The organism is Herbiconiux sp. UC225_62 (assembly GCF_042694625.1).
GTDB lineage: Bacteria > Actinomycetota > Actinomycetes > Actinomycetales > Microbacteriaceae > Herbiconiux.
Genome location: NZ_CP170551.1, coordinates 3,161,957 through 3,178,596, shown reverse-complemented (window position 1 = coordinate 3,178,596; position 16,640 = coordinate 3,161,957). Strand labels below are relative to the sequence as shown.

The window sequence follows — 16,640 nt, the reverse complement described above, 5'->3', positions numbered from 1 at the left end:
TGCATGGGGGGATGATCATGACGGGAAGCCGTTCGCGGCGCCATCGGGGCCTGTCGGCCGTGGCAGCGGGAGCCGCCGCCGCGGCGTTCGTCGCACTGGGCATGACGACGGTGGCGCCTGCCGCTGCCGCCGACGAAGACACACACGTCGTGGCGATGACGCCCGAGCTGAAGGTCAAGATCCAGAACCACATCGAGACGTTCCAGAAGAAGTACGACATCGCGGGGATGTCGGTGGCCGTCGTGACCCCCGATCCGAGCGACCCGAGCGGGTCGACCCCCGTCACCACCACGATCTCGGTCGGCGTGCCCACCTTCGGGTCGTCGACACCGGTGGATGCCTCGACGCAGTTCGAGATCGCATCCGAGACCAAGATCTTCACCTCCGATCTGCTAGCGCACCTGGTCGCCACCAAGGCGGTGTCGCTCGACGACCCGGTGCAGAAGTTCGCGCCAGCGGGGATCACCGTGCCGGTGTGGACCGATCCGGTCACCAACGAGAAGACCCACATCACCCTCCGCGACCTCGCGACCCACCAGGCCGGCCTGACCGACATGCCGTGGAACATCGGTGACGGATGCGGCACCGACAACTGCGACAACCCGCGCCCGGGCTACACCCAGACCATGATCTGGAACGGCCTCGCCGACCAGGAGCTGCTCTGGAAACCCGGCACCAACTGGCTCTACTCCAACTGGGGCTTCGGCCTGCTCGGCACCATCCTCGCCAACATCGTCGACCCGAGCATCCCGGTCGACGACCCGCCGGCGTACCTCCCCGCCCTCCAAGCCACCTTCCTCGACGCCCTCGGCATGTCGTCGACCGCGCTCGGCACCGGCCCACGCATCGCGACCCCGTACGCATCCGACAACACCCCCACCTATTACTGGGACGACACCAACGCCATGGCCGGCGAGGGCGGCATCGTCTCCGACACCACCGACATGGCCACCTGGCTCGCCGCGCACCTCGGTTACATCAAGACGGATGCGCCGCACGGCGTTCGCACGATGGCCGACACCCTGAAACCGCTCAGCACCATCACCACCGTGTGCTCCGAACCCGACACCTGCGCGCCGGTCGAGGGCGAGTTCCACATGGGGCTCGGCTGGCAGCTCTACAGCGGCAGCTCGTCGAACATGGGCGTCGATTGGGCGTTCAAGAACGGGGGAACGGCGGGCTTCAGTTCCGACACGGCGCTAGCCCCCAGCAAGGGCGTCGGCGTCACCACGATGTGGAACCAGAACCGCGTCGACAACGCCGAGCCCGGCATCGAGCTGCTCGACCTGATCCTGCACCACCGCGACGAGCCGAAGCCCGACCACGGCGGCGACCACGACAAGGGCGACAAGGACAAGGACAAGCTGGCCGACACGGGACTCGGCGCGACCTCAATCGCGGTCCCGGGCGTGGGCGCGGTCGTGCTCCTGGCCGCGGGGGTCGTTCTCATCGTGCGCCGGCGGTCGCGGGCGGGCCGAGCGGCCGAGTAGAGTCCAGCCGCATCCGCCGAGTCGGGGCGTCGACGGATGCGCCGAAGGAGCGCGACGTGAATACCTGGATCGACGTGCTGCGCTCGTTCGAAGGTGCCCCGGGAGTCGACGAAAATCCGCCTTCAGTCGCCGGTCGAGCTTTCAAGTAGGGCGGGATGAGGCAGGACGGTGGGATGGGAGGGTCTCCCTCACCAACCCACACCGTTGCCGTCGTGCACCAATGCGTGCACACGCAATCCGAGAGGCTCGCCGATCGTGAAATCCGCGATGTCGACGCCGAATTCGGTCGGTGACGGATCGAAGGTGAACGCGGACTGGAACTGCTCGCCATCTTCGACGATCCTCACCCCGACAGTTGGTCCGCCCGGAGCCGTGTAGCACTCGCGATGGCACGCGACCGCCGACTGCCCGCGAGGTGCAGGCACCCTAACTGGGGAGGGCCGATGGAGGCATCCGGATGGTAGCGTCCGTAAGCCTGCTCGACGCTTATAGATCAGGTTTCTGTGCGGCAATGCGGGGGTAATCGGTGAGACTACAGCTCAGGTCAGTGACGCACAGGCGGACTTCTCTCGCGATCGCGGTGCTGGCTTCGGTCGCTGTTGTCGGTGCTGCAGGTGCACTCCCGGCGAACGCGGCGACCACGACCACGACGTCGGCGGCGCGTTCGGCTTCGGGTTCGGGCGTGGCGACCGATGCGACGCCCTCCGTCGAGCGGATCTCCGGCGCCGACCGATACGAGGTCTCCGCCCTCATCTCCCAGAAGACCTTCGCACCCGGCGTGTCCGTTGCGTATGTCGCGACCGGTGCCACCTTCGCCGACGCGCTCTCCGGGGCCCCGGCCGCGGGCGTGAACGGCGGACCCGTGTTGCTCGTGCCGGGTGGCAGCATCCCGGGCAGCATCGCCACCGAACTCGACCGGCTCGACCCGGGACGGATCGTGATCCTCGGCGGACCCAACAGCGTCTCCCCCGCGCTCGAGGCCCAGCTGAGCTCGTACACCGCGGGTGGATTGTCGCGGATCTCCGGAGCCGATCGGTACGAAGTCTCGGCACTCATCTCGAAGAGCACGTTCGAACCCGGCGTGCCCGTCGCGTACGTCGCGACCGGCGCGACCTTCGCCGATGCACTCTCCGGGGCACCGGCCGCGGGCGTGAACGGCGGACCCGTGCTGCTCGTTCCTGGCAGCAGCGTTCCGGGCAGCATCGCCGCCGAACTCGACCGGCTCGACCCAGGGCGGATCGTCATTCTCGGCGGACCCAACAGTGTGTCCCCCGCGCTCGAAGCACAGCTCAGTTCATTCACCGCGGGCGGACTGACGCGGATCTCGGGGGCCGACCGATACGGGGTCTCCGGACTGATCTCGCAGAGCACCTTCGACCCGGGCGTGCCGGTGGCGTATGTCGCGACCGGCGCCACCTTCGCCGACGCGCTCTCCGGCGCACCCGCCGCCGGCGTGAATCGCGGGCCGGTTCTTCTCGTGCCGGGGAGCAGCATCCCGGGCAGCATCGCCGCCGAACTCGAGCGGCTCGACCCCGGTCGGATCGTCATCCTCGGCGGACCCAACAGCGTGTCCCCCGCCCTCGAAGCTCCCCTCGGCGGCTTCGTCACGTCGACACCGCCCGCGACGCCCACGCCCACGCCCACGCCGACGCCTTCCGCGACGCCCACGCCCACGCCCACGCCCACGCCCACGCCCACGCCCAGCGCTACCCCCACGGCCACCCCGACGCCAACGCCCACGCCCACGCCCACGCCGACGCCCACACCTACGGCGACCCCCACTCCGACACCAACCCCCACCCCCACTCCGAAACCGACCCCAACCCCAACCCCCACCCCCACTCCGACACCGACCCCGACCCCGAAACCGACCGCAACCCCGACGCCGACCCCCACCCCCGACGCACCCTTCACCACCGCCCCCACCCCCGCCATCACCGGAACGGCGACGGTCGGCTCGACCCTCACAGCCGTGCCGGGCACCTGGAAGCCGGTCCCCAGCTTCACCTACCAGTGGCAGCGCGGCGGCAGCCCGATCGCCAACGCGACCGCATCGACCTACATGCTCACCACCGCCGACGCGGGCAAGTCCGTCACGGTCACGGTCACCGGCACCAAGACCGGCTTCGTCACGACGAGCAAGACGAGTGCGGCTGTCGTCGTCCAAGCGGCGCCCAAGGTCGTGCGCATCACCGCAGACATCACGTCGAACACCACCTGGGAGCCCACGGAGAGCACCGTCTACGTGCTCGATCAGTCCGTCACCGTGCGCACCGGCGTGACCCTGAAGATCGGCAAAGCCGCCACGGTCAAGGTCGCCGACGCATCCGCTCTCACCGTGGATGGCTCGTTGGTGGTAACCGGCTCGTCGGGCACCCCTGTCGTCATCACCTCGCTGGGCGACGATTCTGTCGGCGGCGACACGAACGGCGACGGCAGCGACTCGCAGCCGGTGGCCGGGCAGTGGAACGGCATCGCCGTCGGTGAGGGCGGCTCCGTCGCACTCACCCAGGCGCGAGTGCTCTTCGGTGAGACCGCCGTGGCCGCCGACTCGTCGTCCGCCGGCCTGACCGTGGCCTCGTCGCTCGTCGACGGGTCCATCCGTTCGGGCGGCGCGAAAGGTGCGGTCTCGGTGACCGGCACGACGGTTCGCGGCGGGTCGATCTCCGTCATCCGCCCGGCCGGAGCCGTGTACGCCTTCGGGGTCACCGTCACCGGCAACACGGTCACCGGCGGCAACGTCGAGGTGACCTCCGACAGCGTCAACGCCGCGGCCTCGGCCATCGTCGTGACGGGCAACACCATCACAGCCAACGAGGATCTGTTCCCGCTCCGCATCCGCGACGTGAAGCTGCGCCCCTCGAACCTCACCGGCAACACCATCACCGGCAACCGGATGAACGTGATGGCCCTCTCCGGAACCCTCGTCGAGAACTGGACCGCGCCCACCTCCGGGCCCGCGGTCGTGGTCGACGACCGCGACGAGTACGGCGGCGGGTTCGTCGTGAGCGCCGGCGTCACCATGTCGGTGCCCGCCGGAGTCGTGATCAAGTTCGCGAACTTCCCGCGCAACTGGGCGAACTACGGCGCGGGCATCACCGTGGAGGGGTCGCTGAATCTCAACGGCACCGCCTCCGCCCCGAGCGCGTTCACCTCGCTGGCCGACGATTCCCTGGGCGGGGACACCAACGGCGACGCCGATGCGAGCGCACCGACCCCCTCGGATTGGGAGGGGATTCTGCTGAACGGCGGCTCCGCATCCCTCACCCACGCCCGCGTGCTGTTCACTCAGAACGGCATATCGGCCAGCTCATCGCCCAAACCGTTCACCGTCTCGTCGTCGGTGATCGACGGGTCGATCACCTCCGAGGGCGCCAAGGGTGCAGTGTCGCTCACGGGCAACACCCTGCGCGCCGGGTCGATCTCGGTCACCCGATCCCAAGGGGCCGCCTTCGCCTTCGGCGTCACGGTCACCGGCAACACGGTGCAGGGCGGCGCCATCGACGTACTCTCCGACAACATCAGCGCTGCGGCGCCCGACATCAAGGTGACCGGCAACAGCATCACGGGCGATCAAGACCTGTTCCCGCTGCGCATCCGCGACGCCGAATTGCGGCCGTCGAACCTCACCGGCAACACGGTGACGGGCAACCGGATGAACGTGGTGGCCTTGTCGGGAACGCTCGTCGAGAACTGGACCGTTCCCACTTCGGGCCCTGCCCTCGTGATCGACGATCGCAACGAATGGGATGGCGGATTCGTCATCGACACCGGCATAACGATGACGGTGCCGGCCGGCGTGGTGGTCAAGGTCGCGAACTTCTACAAGAACTGGGAGAACTACGACGCCGGCATCAGAGTGCGCGGCTCCCTGGTGGCAAACGGCACGGCCGCGAAACCGGTGGCCTTCACCACGCTCACCGACGACTCCTACGGCGGCGACACCAACGCCGACAGCGACGACACCGCTCCTGCGGTCGGCGAATGGCAGGGCATCTACATCAGCGACGGGTCGATCTCTCTGACTCACGCGCGAGTGCTCTACTCCGATTACGGCGTGACGTCGGACTCGTCGCCCGGTGCCTTCACCGTCGCTTCTTCCGTGGTCGACGGACCGATCAGCTCGAGCGGGGCCAAGGGGGCGGTGTCGGTGACCGGCAGCACGGTGCGGGGAGGGTCCATCTCTGTCACGCGTCAGGACGGCGCAGAGTTCGCCTTCGGGGTGACCGTGACGGGCAACACGGTCACGGGCGGCAATATCGACGTGCTCTCGGAGAACGTCGTCGCCGCGGCGCCCGCGATCAAGGTGAGCGGCAACACCGTCTCCGAGAACCAGGACCTGTTCCCGCTGCGCATCCGCGACCTGAAACTCCGACCCTCGAACCTCACGAACAACACCGTCACGGGCAACCGGATGAACGTGATGGCTCTCTCGGGCACGCTCGTCGAGAACTGGACCGTGCCGAAGACCGGTCCGGCGATCGTCGTCGACGACCGCAACCAGTGGGGCGGCGGCACGACGATCGACACGGGAGTCACGATGACCGTGCCCGCCGGGGTCGTCATCAAAGTCGCGGACGTCTACAAGACCTGGGAGGACTACCACGCTGGCATCACCGTGAACGGCTCGCTGATCGCCAACGGAACAGCGAGCGAACCGGTGGTCTTCACCACGCTCACCGACGACGAGTTCGGTGGGGACACCAACGGAGACGCCGATGACTCCGCACCCTACCCGGGCGAGTGGTACGGCATCACCGTCAGCGGCGAAACCGCTTCGGCGCAGCTGCAGCACGTGACCATCCGCTTCGCGAGCACGGCTGTGGCGACCGACGGCGGAGCATCCGTCTCCATCACCGGGGTGCTGCGGGACAACCCTGTCGCCCTCACCTCCGACGGCACGTTCGTCGACGCGCGCGACATCGACTGGGGTTCGGCCGACGGTCCCTCGGCCGAGCAGATCCAGGGCAGCGGCGTGCTGGTGACACCCTGGGTGGGCTGGGTCGCTCCCCCGCGGCCGGCGGTCGCGGCCCCACAACCCGTCCCTGCTCAGAACACGAAGAACTGCAAGACGTATACGGTGTTCGGCCTTCGCGGGTCGCAAGAGTTGCCGCAGGGCTCCTACAGTCTGCTGACCGGATGGTCGAAGCCTCCGTTCAGCGAAGACGGGGCCTTCGGCTTCGGCGACAAGACCGGCATGATCTACGACGCCCTCACGCAGCTCAAAGCCGGGTCGATGAAGCAGGTCGCGGTGCAGTACCAGGCGCTGCCGGTGCCGATCATCAACCCGTTCGTGGCGCCCGGACCCTACATGGACAGCGTGTACGAGGGCACCGACCTGCTGATCTCGCGGATGGCGAAGGAAGCGATCGACTGTCCGTCATCGGTCTTCGTGGTGCTGGGCTACTCACAGGGCGCGCTCTCGGCGCACATCGCGTTCCGTCAACTGGCGGCGAGCAACAGCAGTCTGCTCGCGAAGGTGGCCGGGGTCGCGTTCGTGGCCGACCCGGGCCGCGTCGTCGGCGGAGCGGAGTCGTGGTGGATGGGGGCATCCGTCTCGAGCGACGGCACCGTCTCCACGACACCGCCGTCATTCCGACAGCAGACCAAGGGCGGCGTCTGGTCGGCGGCCATCCTCTTCGCGGGCAACAATTACGGGCCGATGCCGACCTCCGTCGCCACCAAGACGGTCGCCCTGTGTCATGAGTACGATCCGGTGTGCTCCGCATATGCCGCGAACTCGCTGTTCATCGGGCAGCACAGCTCCTACGACCAGAACGAGCTGAGCGCGCTGGCAGTGCTCCTGGCGCGCAAGCTCCCGGGGGCGGATGCGCCGGAGAAGCCGCACTTCTAGCTCACCTCTCGGAGCGGTCGTCGTACGACTGCCGAGCCGACGACCCCAGCCGCATACGATCTCGAAGCGGCCTACGCCACCTGCGTGAATTCAGCGGCCCCTTTGACGCGCCCGTAATCGTCAGGGAGCGCCGAAGCAGCAACCCCTAGGCCAGAGGCGTGGTCGCGCTCGGCGCCGTGATTCGCACCGTGACTGGGTCGCCCGCGGCCTTGCCGATCGCATCCAGCACAGACTGCTTCAGCGGCAGCATGTGGTCGCCCTTGTGCGGCAGCATCGACGTGGTGAACTCGACACCCGCAACCTCCGCGACGACCTTCACCGAACGGGCGCTGCCGAGGATGCGCGGCGAGTCGGGCAGGATGGCGCAGGTCCACTTGTGCGGGCCCATGTCACCCTGCAGCACGGCGGTGAAGGTGTGATCGAATGCAGCCGTGTCCCCCATGATCAACGCCCGATCAGCGCGAAGTAGGCGGTGGACAGTTCGCGCCACCGCTGCTCCCAGTCGCCGGGCTCCTCGCCCTCGATGTGCGCCCCGAGATCCTCGATGTGCGCCTGCCAGCCCGCACCGTGATCGGCGTAGTCGGCCAGCGGCAGGCCGCGCTCCTCGATGACCAAACGGGTGGCGTCGCCCTCCTCCGAGAGCTGCGCCTCCATCACCGTCGGCTCTCCCCCGGGCCGCTGGGTGCGCACGCGCAACAACCGCGGTGCATCGCAGATCTCGACGACGCCCGAACCCTGCCAGCCGCTGGTGAACTCGGCGTCGAAGCGGCCCCCGAGCCGGAGGTCGCCCTCCACCGTTCCGATCCATCGCGCCAGCCGTCGCGGCTCCGTGATGGCCGACCAGAGATCGGCGATGTCGGTGGCGTAGACATCTTCCACGCGAACACCACCGAGGCCCTCTTCCTCACGCAATCGGCCCAACAGCTCTGTTCCGGTCATGTCGCGCCCTCCCCTTCCTTGTGCTCCTTCTTGCCGCGACGGACCTCGGTGTGCAGCGCAGCCATGCGCTGCAGCCAGAGCTCACGGTACGGCGCCAGCCACTCGTCGAGTTCGGCGAGTGGTTCACTGCGTAGTTCGTAGATGCGCCGTTGCGCATCCGGACGCACCTCGACCAGCCCCGCCTCGCGCAGGATTCGGAGGTGCCGTGACACTCCCGGTCGGGCGATGGGGAGGAGGGCGGCCAGCTCCGACACGGTTGCGGGCCCGTCGTGCAGCGCCGCCAGAAGCGTGCGGCGATGCGGATCTCCGATCGCCTCGAGCAATGCATCCATGACGGTAATGTACACACCAATGTACATACATGTCTAGGTACATACGGCGCAGAGTTTCGACAACACGATCCGACCGGGGGCCACGTCACAATTCTCCTGACCGCTCCGTCCTGATAGCTGAGGCCGCCGCCTCGCCATGCAGTCAGGAGCAGAAATGAACGACACCCCGCCCACCTACGAGATGTTGGACCACGTCACCGCGCCTTTCGACCTCGGCCGACCAGCGGTGATGACGGTCACCATCCACTTGGAGCCCGGCGCCTCCGGGTCGGGGCCGCACCGGCACTCCGGGCCCGTGTTCGGATACCTGATCGAGGGCGAACTGATCTTCGAACTCGAGGGCGAACCGGAGCGGGTCATCAGGGCCGGCGAAGCCTTCTGGGAACCGGGCGGCGAGCTCGTGCATTGGCAGGCGGCCAACAACCTCGTCGACGGGCCCACCACGTTCGTCGCCGTGATGGTCTGCACGCCCGGGGAGGAGATGCTCTCCTACCTCACGCCCCGGGAGATCGCTGAGCGGCAGCACCTTCGGGCTCCGCGACCGGCGAAAGCGGCGTGATCATGATCCCACCCAGCACGCACACTGCGAGCATCGCCGACCTGGACACGGACTACCAGCGGCTCGGCATCCAGAGGGATCAGGTCGCGGCGTGGGAAGACGGCGCCCGCACGGATGGGCGGCGCGGCACCTACGAATGGTGGTACTTCGACGCGCACCTCGACGACGGGGCGAAGGTCGTCGTCATCTTCATGACGAAAGACCTCTCCTCCCCGAAGAAGCCGCTCAGCCCCATGATCCGGGTGAATCTCGACCTGCCCGACGGCAGCAGCCACACCTTCATCCGCGACTTCCCCGCCGGATCCTTCACCGCTCGCACCGCCAGCACCGATGTGACGATCGCGGACAACACCTTCAGCGGCGACCTCGCCCACTACGAGATCCACGTGCAGCTCGACGACGTACGAATCGACCTGTCTCTCGACGGCGAGATCCGTCCGTGGCGGCCGCACACCGGATACATGGTCTTCGGCGAGCAGCGCGACCTGGAATTCTCCTGGCTGCCAGCGGTGCCCCAAGGAGCCGTTCGCGGCACCTACGACGTGGGAGGAGTGCGCCACGAGGTGACCGGGATCGGCTACCACGATCACAACTGGGGCAACGTCGGGATGATGTCGGTCATCCACGACTGGTACTGGGCGCGCGGTCAAGCCGGCCCGTATTCGGTGATCGCCTCGTACATCACCGCACACGAGAAGTACGACTACGCACCCATCCCGATCTTCCTGCTCGCCAAGAACGGCCGGATCGTCGCCGACGATGCCGAGTTCGTGCGCTTCCAGGCCTCCGATACCTACATCGATCCGAAGACCAAGAAGCCCGTTGCGGGAACCACGAGGTACTTCTACGACGACGGAGCCGATCGCTACGTCGTGACCTTCACCCGTCGCCGCGATCTCGTGGCCAACACATTCGTGGAGCAGATGAAAGGCTGGCGCAAGCTGGCCGCTCGCCTGATCCGGTTCGACGGCGCGTACCTGCGGTTCGTCGGTGACATCACGGTCGAGAAGCAGGTGCGGGGTGTGGTCGTGGAATCGTTCACCGACGAAGCGATCTGGGAGCTGATGTACTTCGGGCACGCCCGCGACGATTCAGGAAAGGTCTGAAAATGCACATCTTCATAGCCGGTGGATCGGGCGTGATCGGCACGCGTCTCATCCCCAAACTGGTCGCTGACGGTCACAGGGTCACCGCGTCGACTCGGAAGGACGCGAACCTCGACAAACTCGAAGCCCTCGGTGCGAGGGGCGTCACCCTCGACGTTCTTCGCGCCGACGACGTGCGCGACGCGGTGGCGGCAGCCGCTCCCGACGTGATCGTGCACCTCTTCACCGATCTCAGCGACGCCGACCTCGCCGCGAATGGTCGGCTGCGACGGGTGGGAACGGATCACCTCGTCGACGCCGCCACAGCTGCCGGCGTGAACCGCATCGTCGACCAGAGCGTCACCTGGGTCTTTCCGGATGGCGACATTCCGGCATCCGAGGACGAACCCATCATCCCGGGCACGCCCGTGCATCACATGGAGACGCGGGTAAGCGAGATCCCCCGCTCCACCATCCTCCGCTTCGGGATGCTGTACGGCCCCGACACCTGGTACGCACCCGGTGGCCGGGTCGCCCGGGCCGTCATGGCCGGCGCGATTCCGGCGACTCCCGCGATCACATCCTTCATCCACATCGATGACGCGGTCGACGCGCTCGCCCGATCACTCGACTGGCGCGATGGCGTGTACCACGTCGTCGACGACGAGCCCTCGGCCGGAACGGTCTGGCTTCCGGTCTATGCACGCGGGCTGGGTGCGCCCGATCCGCGATCGGAAGAGCTGCCCTCCGGTGCGCCGCGCGGCCGAGCGATCTCCAACGCCAAAGCTCACGCAACGGGGTGGCGGCCCGCATTCCCAAGTTGGCGAGAAGGCTTCCCAAGGAGGTAGCGGTGGGGGGGTGGTTACTGTTCGGGCTCTTTTCTGGGGCGGCCGCGCGGGTTGGGCGGCTTGAGCCCGGCCGGCTTGCGCCCGGCCTTCGCCAGCGCCTGGCTCAGGATCATCTCGATCTGAGCGTTCACGCTGCGGAGGTCGTCGGCCGCCCACCGAGCGAGCGCGTCGTGCAAGGCAGGGTCGATGCGCAGCAGGAGTTGCTTACGCTCCGCGCTCACGACGAGTAGAGGGTCCCGGTGTTCACGATGGGCGAGCCCGGCTGATCGCTGCAGAGCACGACCATGAGGTTGCTGACCATGGCCGCCTTGCGCTCGTCGTCGAGGTCGACGATGTCGTCTTCGCTGAGTTTCGTGAGAGCCAGGTCGACCATGCCGACCGCGCCCTCGACGATCCTCGTGCGCGCGGCGACCACGGCGTTCGCCTGCTGCCGACGCAGCATCGCCTGCGCGACCTCCGCCGCGTAGGCCAGGTGGCTGATGCGCACCTCGATGATCTCCACCCCGGCCAGCGAGATCCGTTCGGCCACCTCGTGGGCGAGTTCGTCGGCGACCTGGTCGGTCGACCCGCGCAGCGACGTGCCCCCCGACTCGGACCCGTCATACGGATGCGTGGTGGCGATGTGGCGAAGAGCCGACTCCGCCTGCACCGACACGAAGTCGACGTAGCTGTCGACGGCATACGTCGCCTTCGAGGTGTCGGCGACCTGCCACACGACGATCGCGGCGATCTCGACCGGGCTGCCGTCGGCGTCGTTGACCTTCAGCCGGTTGGTCTCGAAGTTGCGCACCCGCACGCTCACGCTGTGCCGGGTGGAGAGCGGCATCACCATCGACAGCCCCGGTCGACGCACCGTGCCGACGTAGCGACCGAAGAACTGCACGACCTTGGTCTGGCCCGGTTGAACGATGACGAGCGACGTGATCGCCAGCACGAACGCGGCGAAGAACGAGATGGAGAGCACTTTCGCACCGCCCGGTAACAGAGCGAGTGCCAACACGCCCACGGCGAGGAAGGCGGCCGAGAGCGCGAGCCCCACCCCACCCGGAAGGGTCGCCGCGGGGCGTTCGGTGATGTCGACGCGCACTCCATCGTGTCCGACGGGAACAGTCTCGACCGTCGCGGGGCTCGTGTCCAGGGTCATTGTGCGCCTCTCGATCATGACTGAAAAAGTGATATCACTTTATCGTTCGGCGCACCCTCGTGTCCAGGTCTTCGCGCCGGTGGGATGCTCCGTCCGACGAGCCGAAGGACCGTTGTCACCAGCGAGGTAGCGGGCCAGCATGTTCAGTAGCCGATCCGAAGGAGTTTCAGATGTGCGCTCCACTCTGCCCACCCACCCCCGCGACCGTGCAGAACGATCACCCTGCGCCGACCGCCCAGGCGGCAGCGCTGGGCATCGGTCAAGGCAGCCGATGACCTCGCGCGACACGAGCGCTCGCGATGCTCTCGCGGAGAGGATTCGAGGTGTGCTGAGTGGGAGCGACGACGTGCGAGTGGTGAACATGTTCGGCGGCCTGTCGTTCATGGTCGACGGTCGGATGGCCGTCGCGGCGGGTCGCAATGGTGACCTCCTCGTGCGCACCCATCCGGCCGACCACGACGACCTCCTCCGGCGCGGAGGCGAGCCCGCCTTCATGGGCCCGGGCCGGCCGATGGGCGACGGATGGCTCACCGTGCCGACGGCTCGCATCGAGGCCGACACCGAGCTCGCGTTCTGGGTGGGCGTGGGCCTCACATCCGGGAAAGCCGCCGGCTCCGCGGATTAGGGTCGGCGCTCGGCCAGAGTCAGCGCGCGCGGCTCGGGAACTCCGAGCATCAGCAGGCTCGTGACCGTCGGCGCGGCGACGCCGAACGACGTGCCGGAGACGTCGTTGTCGGCGATGGCGAAGACCGCTGACCACGCCACCTGGCTGAGAACGTCTGCGGGGAGATGCCGCCCGAAGACCTCTTGGTCTTGGCCGCGTTGCACCAGGTCGGCCAGCATCGTCTCGACCGGCCCGAGGAGGGCATGGATGTCTTTCCCGAACTCTCCGCGCCGCAGTGCCACCAGCACGCGGTAGCGGTGCACGAGGGGCCAGAGTCGCGCGATGAAGTCGGCCCACTCCTCATCCGCTGCGCGGTCGGACGAGGTGGATGCCGTCAGCACCCCGGCGATCTCGGTCACCGCCCGCTCGGTGAGCGCGTGCACGAGTTCGGCTCGAGTTGGGAAGTAGCCGTAGACGGTGCGCCGGACGACGCCGGCCGCCGCAGCGACCTCGGCCATGCCCGCATCCGGGTTCAATCCGAGCGTCTCGATCGCCACGTCGAGAATCCGGTCTCTCGTCTGTGTCAGTCCGCGGGATTCACTCACCCCTCGATCATTGCACACTCATGTGCAATGGCGTAGTCTGCACAGCAGTGTGCATTGCACACCGGTGTGCAATGCACGTGCGCACCGCGATTGAACACAGGAGACCACGATGACAACGCCCACTCCGTCCTCGACAGAGATCCGTCCATTCCGCGCCGCGATCCCGGACTCCGAGATCGACGACCTCACGCAACGCCTGACCCGCACACGCTGGCCCGCTCCGGAAACCGTCCCCGATTGGTCCCAGGGGGTGCGGGTCGACGCCGCCCGCTCGCTCGTCTCGTACTGGCAGCAGCACTATGACTGGCGGCAGTTCGAATCCGAGCTGAACTCCTACCCGCAGTTCGTGACCACGATCGACGGGGTCGACATCCATTTCATCCACGTCAAGTCGGGCAACCCGGGTTCGATGCCTCTGCTCCTCACACACGGATGGCCGGGCGCGAACACCGACTTCCTGAAGCTGATCGGCCCGCTCACCGATCCGGTCGTGCACGGCGGGGCCGCCGACGATTCGTTCGACGTCGTCATCCCATCGCTGCCGGGATTCGGCTTCTCCGGAAATCCGACGGAGACCGGGTGGGACGTGGCCCGTATCGCCGACGCCTGGGTGGAGCTCATGAGGCGTCTCGGCTACGACGCGTGGGCGGCGCACGGCGGCGACTGGGGTGCGGCCGTCACCACGCAACTCGGCGCCCAACGGCCGGACGGGCTGCTCGGAATCCACCTGAGCACCCCGTACGCCTTCCCGCAGCAGATACCCGACACGCTCAGCCCCGACGAGCAGCACGCCGTCGATGGCTTGGCCTTCTACGCCGGGCCCCTCGGCGGGTCGAACCACCTGCAGGGCACCAAGCCCCAGACCGTCGGATTCGCCCTCGCGGACTCCCCGGTCGGGCAAGCCGCGTGGATCTACGAGAAGTACCAGTCCAAGACCGACAACCAGGGGCGGGCCGAGGATGCCCTCAGCGTCGACACGATCCTGAACCAGATCTCGCTCGCGTGGTTCACCGACAGCGCCGCGTCATCCGCCCACATCTACTGGGAGAACCGGTCGGCCACGATGGCAGGGCCGAAACTCACGCTGCCGGTCGCCGTGACCGTCTTCCCGCGGGACATCCCTCGGTTGCCGCGATCCTGGGTCGAGGATGCGTACAGCGACCTCATCCACTTCGGCGAGGCGCCGCGGGGTGGGCACTTCGCCGCTCTCGAGCAGCCGGAGATCCTCGTCGACGAACTCCGCACCGGCTTGCGGAGCCTGCGCCGCCCGACTGAATCACACGCCGCATGACGAACTTGCCCGACGCCGCATCGCCGGCGGGCTCTCAGATCTGGTTGGTGCCGCCATCGACGGTGAGATTCACACCGATGACGTAGCTGCTCTGCTCCGACGCCAGGAACGCCACCACGGCGGCAGCCTCCTCCGGCCGGCCCATGCGGCCCGCCGGCACCGTCGCCGCCACGTTCTCCTTCACGGCCCGCGCCGTCTCCTCGTCTCCGAACGCCGCGGTTCCGCCGGGCGTCTCGATCCACGCCGGCGAGACCACGTTGACCCGGATGCCCCGCCCCTTGAGCTCGGTCGACCACGTGCGCGCGAACGACCGCACCGCCGCCTTCGACGCCGCGTACGCGCCGAACGCGTCCACTCCGCGGTCGCCGGCGGTCGACCCGACCAGGATCACCGATGCCCCGTCGTTGAGCACGGGCAGCGCCTTCTGCACGGTGAACAGCGTGCCCCGCACGTTCACATCGAAGGTCTGGTCGAAATGCTCTTCGGTGGTCTTCTCCAGCGTCACGAAAGAGCCGACGGCCGCATTCGCCACGAGAACATCCAGACCACGCCCGCGCGCACGCACCGCGTCGTAGAGCCGATCCAGGTCGTCGAGCTTCGAGATGTCGCCGACCACGGCGGTGACGCGGTCTGCCCCGATGGTCGCGACCGCGGCATCCAGCTCGGCCGGACGACGGCCCGTGATGAAGACGTGCGCACCGTCATCCGCGAGCCGTCTGGCCGTAGCCAAGCCGATCCCACTGCTGGCGCCGGTGACCAATGCCGTCTTGTCGTCGAATTGCCCCATTGGAGCCCCTTTCCTCGGTCTTCGCTTCACCATCGATCATGCGCCGGGAGTCACGTATGATCCATAAGGCAGAGTCTGCATTCCTTTACACATCGTCCAGAGAGGGTGCCGGATGCTCGGTTTTCACGATCCGGTCGCGGATGCGATCGGTCTGCTTCGGCCCAGCACCGTCGTGGGGCCCAGCATCCGCGCCACGGGCGAGTGGGCGTTGCGCTTCGAGCCTTTTCCGCACGTGCGCACCGGCGGCGTCGTTCGCGGCTCGTGCTGGCTGATGCTCGACGGGCACGAGCCGGTGCTGCTGCAGGAGGGCGACACGTTCCTGCTCGGAAACCCGCCACCCTACGTGCTGGCGGGCACGCGCGACGCGAGGCCACTCGCCGCCGCGCCGGTGGTTGCCGCTGCCGAGAACGGGCTCGTGCGGCTCGGACAGGCGTCGGATGACGACCTCTATCTCTGCGTCGGTCACATCGCCTTCGACGACGCGAATGCCGGCCTGCTGACGGATCTGCTCCCGCCGCTCGTCGTGTTCCGCATAGGCGATCCGCACGGCGCTCGGCTCGCCCAGCTGATCGACCTCCTGGCCGCCGAGGTCGGCGTGTCCGCCGCCGGCGGGCCTCTCGTGCAGAGCCACCTCGCGCAGATCCTGCTCGTGCACATGCTGCGCGCGCACGCCGCCCGAACCGAACGGCCCACCGGATGGCTCGGCGCGCTCAACGACGACGGCATCGGCGCCGCCCTGCGCGCCATGCACGCCGACGTGGCGTACCCGTGGAGCCTCGAGAAGTTGGCGACGATCAGCCACCTCTCGCGATCGGCGTTCGCCCAGGCCTTCAAGAGCCGCGTCGGAGTGCCACCGCTGGAGTACCTCATCGAGTGGCGCATGAGCCTCGCCCGCGACGTCCTCGACCGCGGCACGATGTCGATCTCCGAGCTCGCGGCGGCAACCGGTTATCTCTCCGAGAGCGCCTTCAGCACGGCGTTCCGCCGGGTGGTCGGATGCTCGCCGACGCAGTTCCGCGCTCGGGCTCGGAAAGCGTCGGCCTAAGTCCGCCTCTCCGCCGAAGTGTTGCGAGAACGAGCAGTGTCAATGTAATCTTTACAT

Annotated in this window: 16 protein-coding genes; 8 read left to right on the top strand and 8 right to left on the bottom strand. The window is 67.8% G+C overall.

The window, feature by feature from the left end; genetic code table 11:
- Nucleotides 1-17: 17 nt before the first annotated feature.
- Nucleotides 18-1,490, top strand: coding sequence for a serine hydrolase domain-containing protein (locus ACFJGU_RS15505; RefSeq protein ID WP_382304459.1), 1,473 nt, complete (start codon nucleotides 18-20; stop codon nucleotides 1,488-1,490).
- Between the two features lie 188 nt (nucleotides 1,491-1,678).
- Here the strand turns inward: ACFJGU_RS15505 and ACFJGU_RS15500 are convergent, their stop codons facing one another.
- A complete protein-coding gene (locus tag ACFJGU_RS15500) occupies nucleotides 1,679-1,837 on the bottom strand; it encodes a hypothetical protein (RefSeq protein ID WP_382304457.1) in 159 nt (52 codons plus the stop codon).
- A 335-nt stretch (nucleotides 1,838-2,172) separates the two neighbouring features.
- Between ACFJGU_RS15500 and ACFJGU_RS15495 the strand changes: the two genes are divergently transcribed.
- Nucleotides 2,173-7,344: a cell wall-binding repeat-containing protein gene (locus ACFJGU_RS15495; RefSeq protein ID WP_382304455.1), complete on the top strand. Its 5,172-nt coding sequence runs from the start codon at nucleotides 2,173-2,175 to the stop codon at nucleotides 7,342-7,344.
- Nucleotides 7,345-7,489: 145 nt separating this feature from the next.
- On the opposite strand, the gene ACFJGU_RS15490 is transcribed toward ACFJGU_RS15495, so the two are convergent.
- From ACFJGU_RS15490 to ACFJGU_RS15480, 3 genes are read right to left on the bottom strand one after another with little or no spacing between them, the layout of a single operon-like run.
- Nucleotides 7,490-7,786: a DUF1905 domain-containing protein gene (locus ACFJGU_RS15490; protein WP_382304453.1), complete on the bottom strand. Its 297-nt coding sequence runs from the start codon at nucleotides 7,784-7,786 to the stop codon at nucleotides 7,490-7,492.
- A gap of 2 nt (nucleotides 7,787-7,788) precedes the next feature.
- Nucleotides 7,789-8,283, bottom strand: a complete 495-nt coding sequence (locus ACFJGU_RS15485) for an SRPBCC domain-containing protein (protein ID WP_382304451.1) — start codon at nucleotides 8,281-8,283, stop codon at nucleotides 7,789-7,791.
- Nucleotides 8,280-8,615: an ArsR/SmtB family transcription factor gene (locus tag ACFJGU_RS15480; protein ID WP_382304449.1), complete on the bottom strand. Its 336-nt coding sequence runs from the start codon at nucleotides 8,613-8,615 to the stop codon at nucleotides 8,280-8,282. Before ACFJGU_RS15480 ends, ACFJGU_RS15485 begins: the two co-directional genes overlap by 4 nt.
- Before the next feature lie 154 nt (nucleotides 8,616-8,769).
- On the opposite strand from ACFJGU_RS15480, the gene ACFJGU_RS15475 reads away from it, so the two are divergent.
- The 3 genes from ACFJGU_RS15475 to ACFJGU_RS15465 are packed head-to-tail and all read left to right on the top strand — an operon-like array spanning nucleotide 8,770 to nucleotide 11,107.
- Nucleotides 8,770-9,174, top strand: a complete 405-nt coding sequence (locus ACFJGU_RS15475; protein ID WP_382304447.1) for a cupin domain-containing protein — start codon at nucleotides 8,770-8,772, stop codon at nucleotides 9,172-9,174.
- Between the two features lie 2 nt (nucleotides 9,175-9,176).
- Entirely contained in the window at nucleotides 9,177-10,280 is a 1,104-nt protein-coding gene (locus tag ACFJGU_RS15470) for a lipocalin-like domain-containing protein (RefSeq protein ID WP_382304445.1), read from the top strand.
- Nucleotides 10,281-10,282: 2 nt separating this feature from the next.
- Nucleotides 10,283-11,107 (top strand): NAD-dependent epimerase/dehydratase family protein, encoded by an 825-nt coding sequence (locus tag ACFJGU_RS15465; protein WP_382304443.1) that lies wholly within the window; start codon nucleotides 10,283-10,285, stop codon nucleotides 11,105-11,107.
- A gap of 14 nt (nucleotides 11,108-11,121) precedes the next feature.
- On the opposite strand, the gene ACFJGU_RS15460 is transcribed toward ACFJGU_RS15465, so the two are convergent.
- Complete coding sequence (locus ACFJGU_RS15460; RefSeq protein WP_382304441.1) at nucleotides 11,122-11,328, bottom strand: hypothetical protein; 207 nt, start codon at nucleotides 11,326-11,328, stop codon at nucleotides 11,122-11,124.
- Nucleotides 11,325-12,251: an SPFH domain-containing protein gene (locus ACFJGU_RS15455; protein WP_382304439.1), complete on the bottom strand. Its 927-nt coding sequence runs from the start codon at nucleotides 12,249-12,251 to the stop codon at nucleotides 11,325-11,327. Before ACFJGU_RS15455 ends, ACFJGU_RS15460 begins: the two co-directional genes overlap by 4 nt.
- Nucleotides 12,252-12,522: 271 nt before the next feature.
- Between ACFJGU_RS15455 and ACFJGU_RS15450 the strand changes: the two genes are divergently transcribed.
- Nucleotides 12,523-12,876, top strand: a complete 354-nt coding sequence (locus ACFJGU_RS15450) for a TfoX/Sxy family protein (RefSeq protein WP_382304438.1) — start codon at nucleotides 12,523-12,525, stop codon at nucleotides 12,874-12,876.
- Here ACFJGU_RS15450 and ACFJGU_RS15445 read toward each other — a convergent pair.
- The gene (locus tag ACFJGU_RS15445; protein WP_382304436.1) at nucleotides 12,873-13,460 is read right to left on the bottom strand and encodes a TetR family transcriptional regulator; all 588 of its coding nucleotides are present in this window, start codon (nucleotides 13,458-13,460) and stop codon (nucleotides 12,873-12,875) included. The genes ACFJGU_RS15450 and ACFJGU_RS15445 overlap by 4 nt on opposite strands.
- A gap of 109 nt (nucleotides 13,461-13,569) precedes the next feature.
- Here ACFJGU_RS15445 and ACFJGU_RS15440 point away from each other — a divergent pair, with 109 nt between their 5' ends.
- Nucleotides 13,570-14,751 carry an epoxide hydrolase family protein gene (locus ACFJGU_RS15440; RefSeq protein ID WP_382304434.1) on the top strand — a complete coding sequence of 394 codons (1,182 nt, stop codon included), beginning with the start codon at nucleotides 13,570-13,572 and terminating at the stop codon, nucleotides 14,749-14,751.
- Between the two features lie 34 nt (nucleotides 14,752-14,785).
- Here the strand turns inward: ACFJGU_RS15440 and ACFJGU_RS15435 are convergent, their stop codons facing one another.
- On the bottom strand, nucleotides 14,786-15,538 hold the full coding sequence (locus tag ACFJGU_RS15435; RefSeq protein WP_382304432.1) for an SDR family NAD(P)-dependent oxidoreductase: 753 nt from the start codon (nucleotides 15,536-15,538) through the stop codon (nucleotides 14,786-14,788).
- Between the two features lie 112 nt (nucleotides 15,539-15,650).
- Between ACFJGU_RS15435 and ACFJGU_RS15430 the strand changes: the two genes are divergently transcribed.
- Nucleotides 15,651-16,583: an AraC family transcriptional regulator gene (locus ACFJGU_RS15430; RefSeq protein ID WP_382304430.1), complete on the top strand. Its 933-nt coding sequence runs from the start codon at nucleotides 15,651-15,653 to the stop codon at nucleotides 16,581-16,583.
- The last annotated feature ends 57 nt before the right edge of the window (nucleotides 16,584-16,640 follow it).

Coding starts and splice junctions, on each gene's coding strand:
- ACFJGU_RS15505 (WP_382304459.1), top strand. CDS start 18: ATGACGGGAAGCCGTTCGCGGCGCCATCGGGGCCTGTCGGCCGTGGCA.
- ACFJGU_RS15490 (WP_382304453.1), bottom strand. CDS start 7,786: ATGGGGGACACGGCTGCATTCGATCACACCTTCACCGCCGTGCTGCAG.
- ACFJGU_RS15485 (WP_382304451.1), bottom strand. CDS start 8,283: ATGACCGGAACAGAGCTGTTGGGCCGATTGCGTGAGGAAGAGGGCCTC.
- ACFJGU_RS15480 (WP_382304449.1), bottom strand. CDS start 8,615: ATGGATGCATTGCTCGAGGCGATCGGAGATCCGCATCGCCGCACGCTT.
- ACFJGU_RS15475 (WP_382304447.1), top strand. CDS start 8,770: ATGAACGACACCCCGCCCACCTACGAGATGTTGGACCACGTCACCGCG.
- ACFJGU_RS15470 (WP_382304445.1), top strand. CDS start 9,177: ATGATCCCACCCAGCACGCACACTGCGAGCATCGCCGACCTGGACACG.
- ACFJGU_RS15465 (WP_382304443.1), top strand. CDS start 10,283: ATGCACATCTTCATAGCCGGTGGATCGGGCGTGATCGGCACGCGTCTC.
- ACFJGU_RS15455 (WP_382304439.1), bottom strand. CDS start 12,251: ATGACCCTGGACACGAGCCCCGCGACGGTCGAGACTGTTCCCGTCGGA.
- ACFJGU_RS15450 (WP_382304438.1), top strand. CDS start 12,523: ATGACCTCGCGCGACACGAGCGCTCGCGATGCTCTCGCGGAGAGGATT.
- ACFJGU_RS15440 (WP_382304434.1), top strand. CDS start 13,570: ATGACAACGCCCACTCCGTCCTCGACAGAGATCCGTCCATTCCGCGCC.
- ACFJGU_RS15435 (WP_382304432.1), bottom strand. CDS start 15,538: ATGGGGCAATTCGACGACAAGACGGCATTGGTCACCGGCGCCAGCAGT.
- ACFJGU_RS15430 (WP_382304430.1), top strand. CDS start 15,651: ATGCTCGGTTTTCACGATCCGGTCGCGGATGCGATCGGTCTGCTTCGG.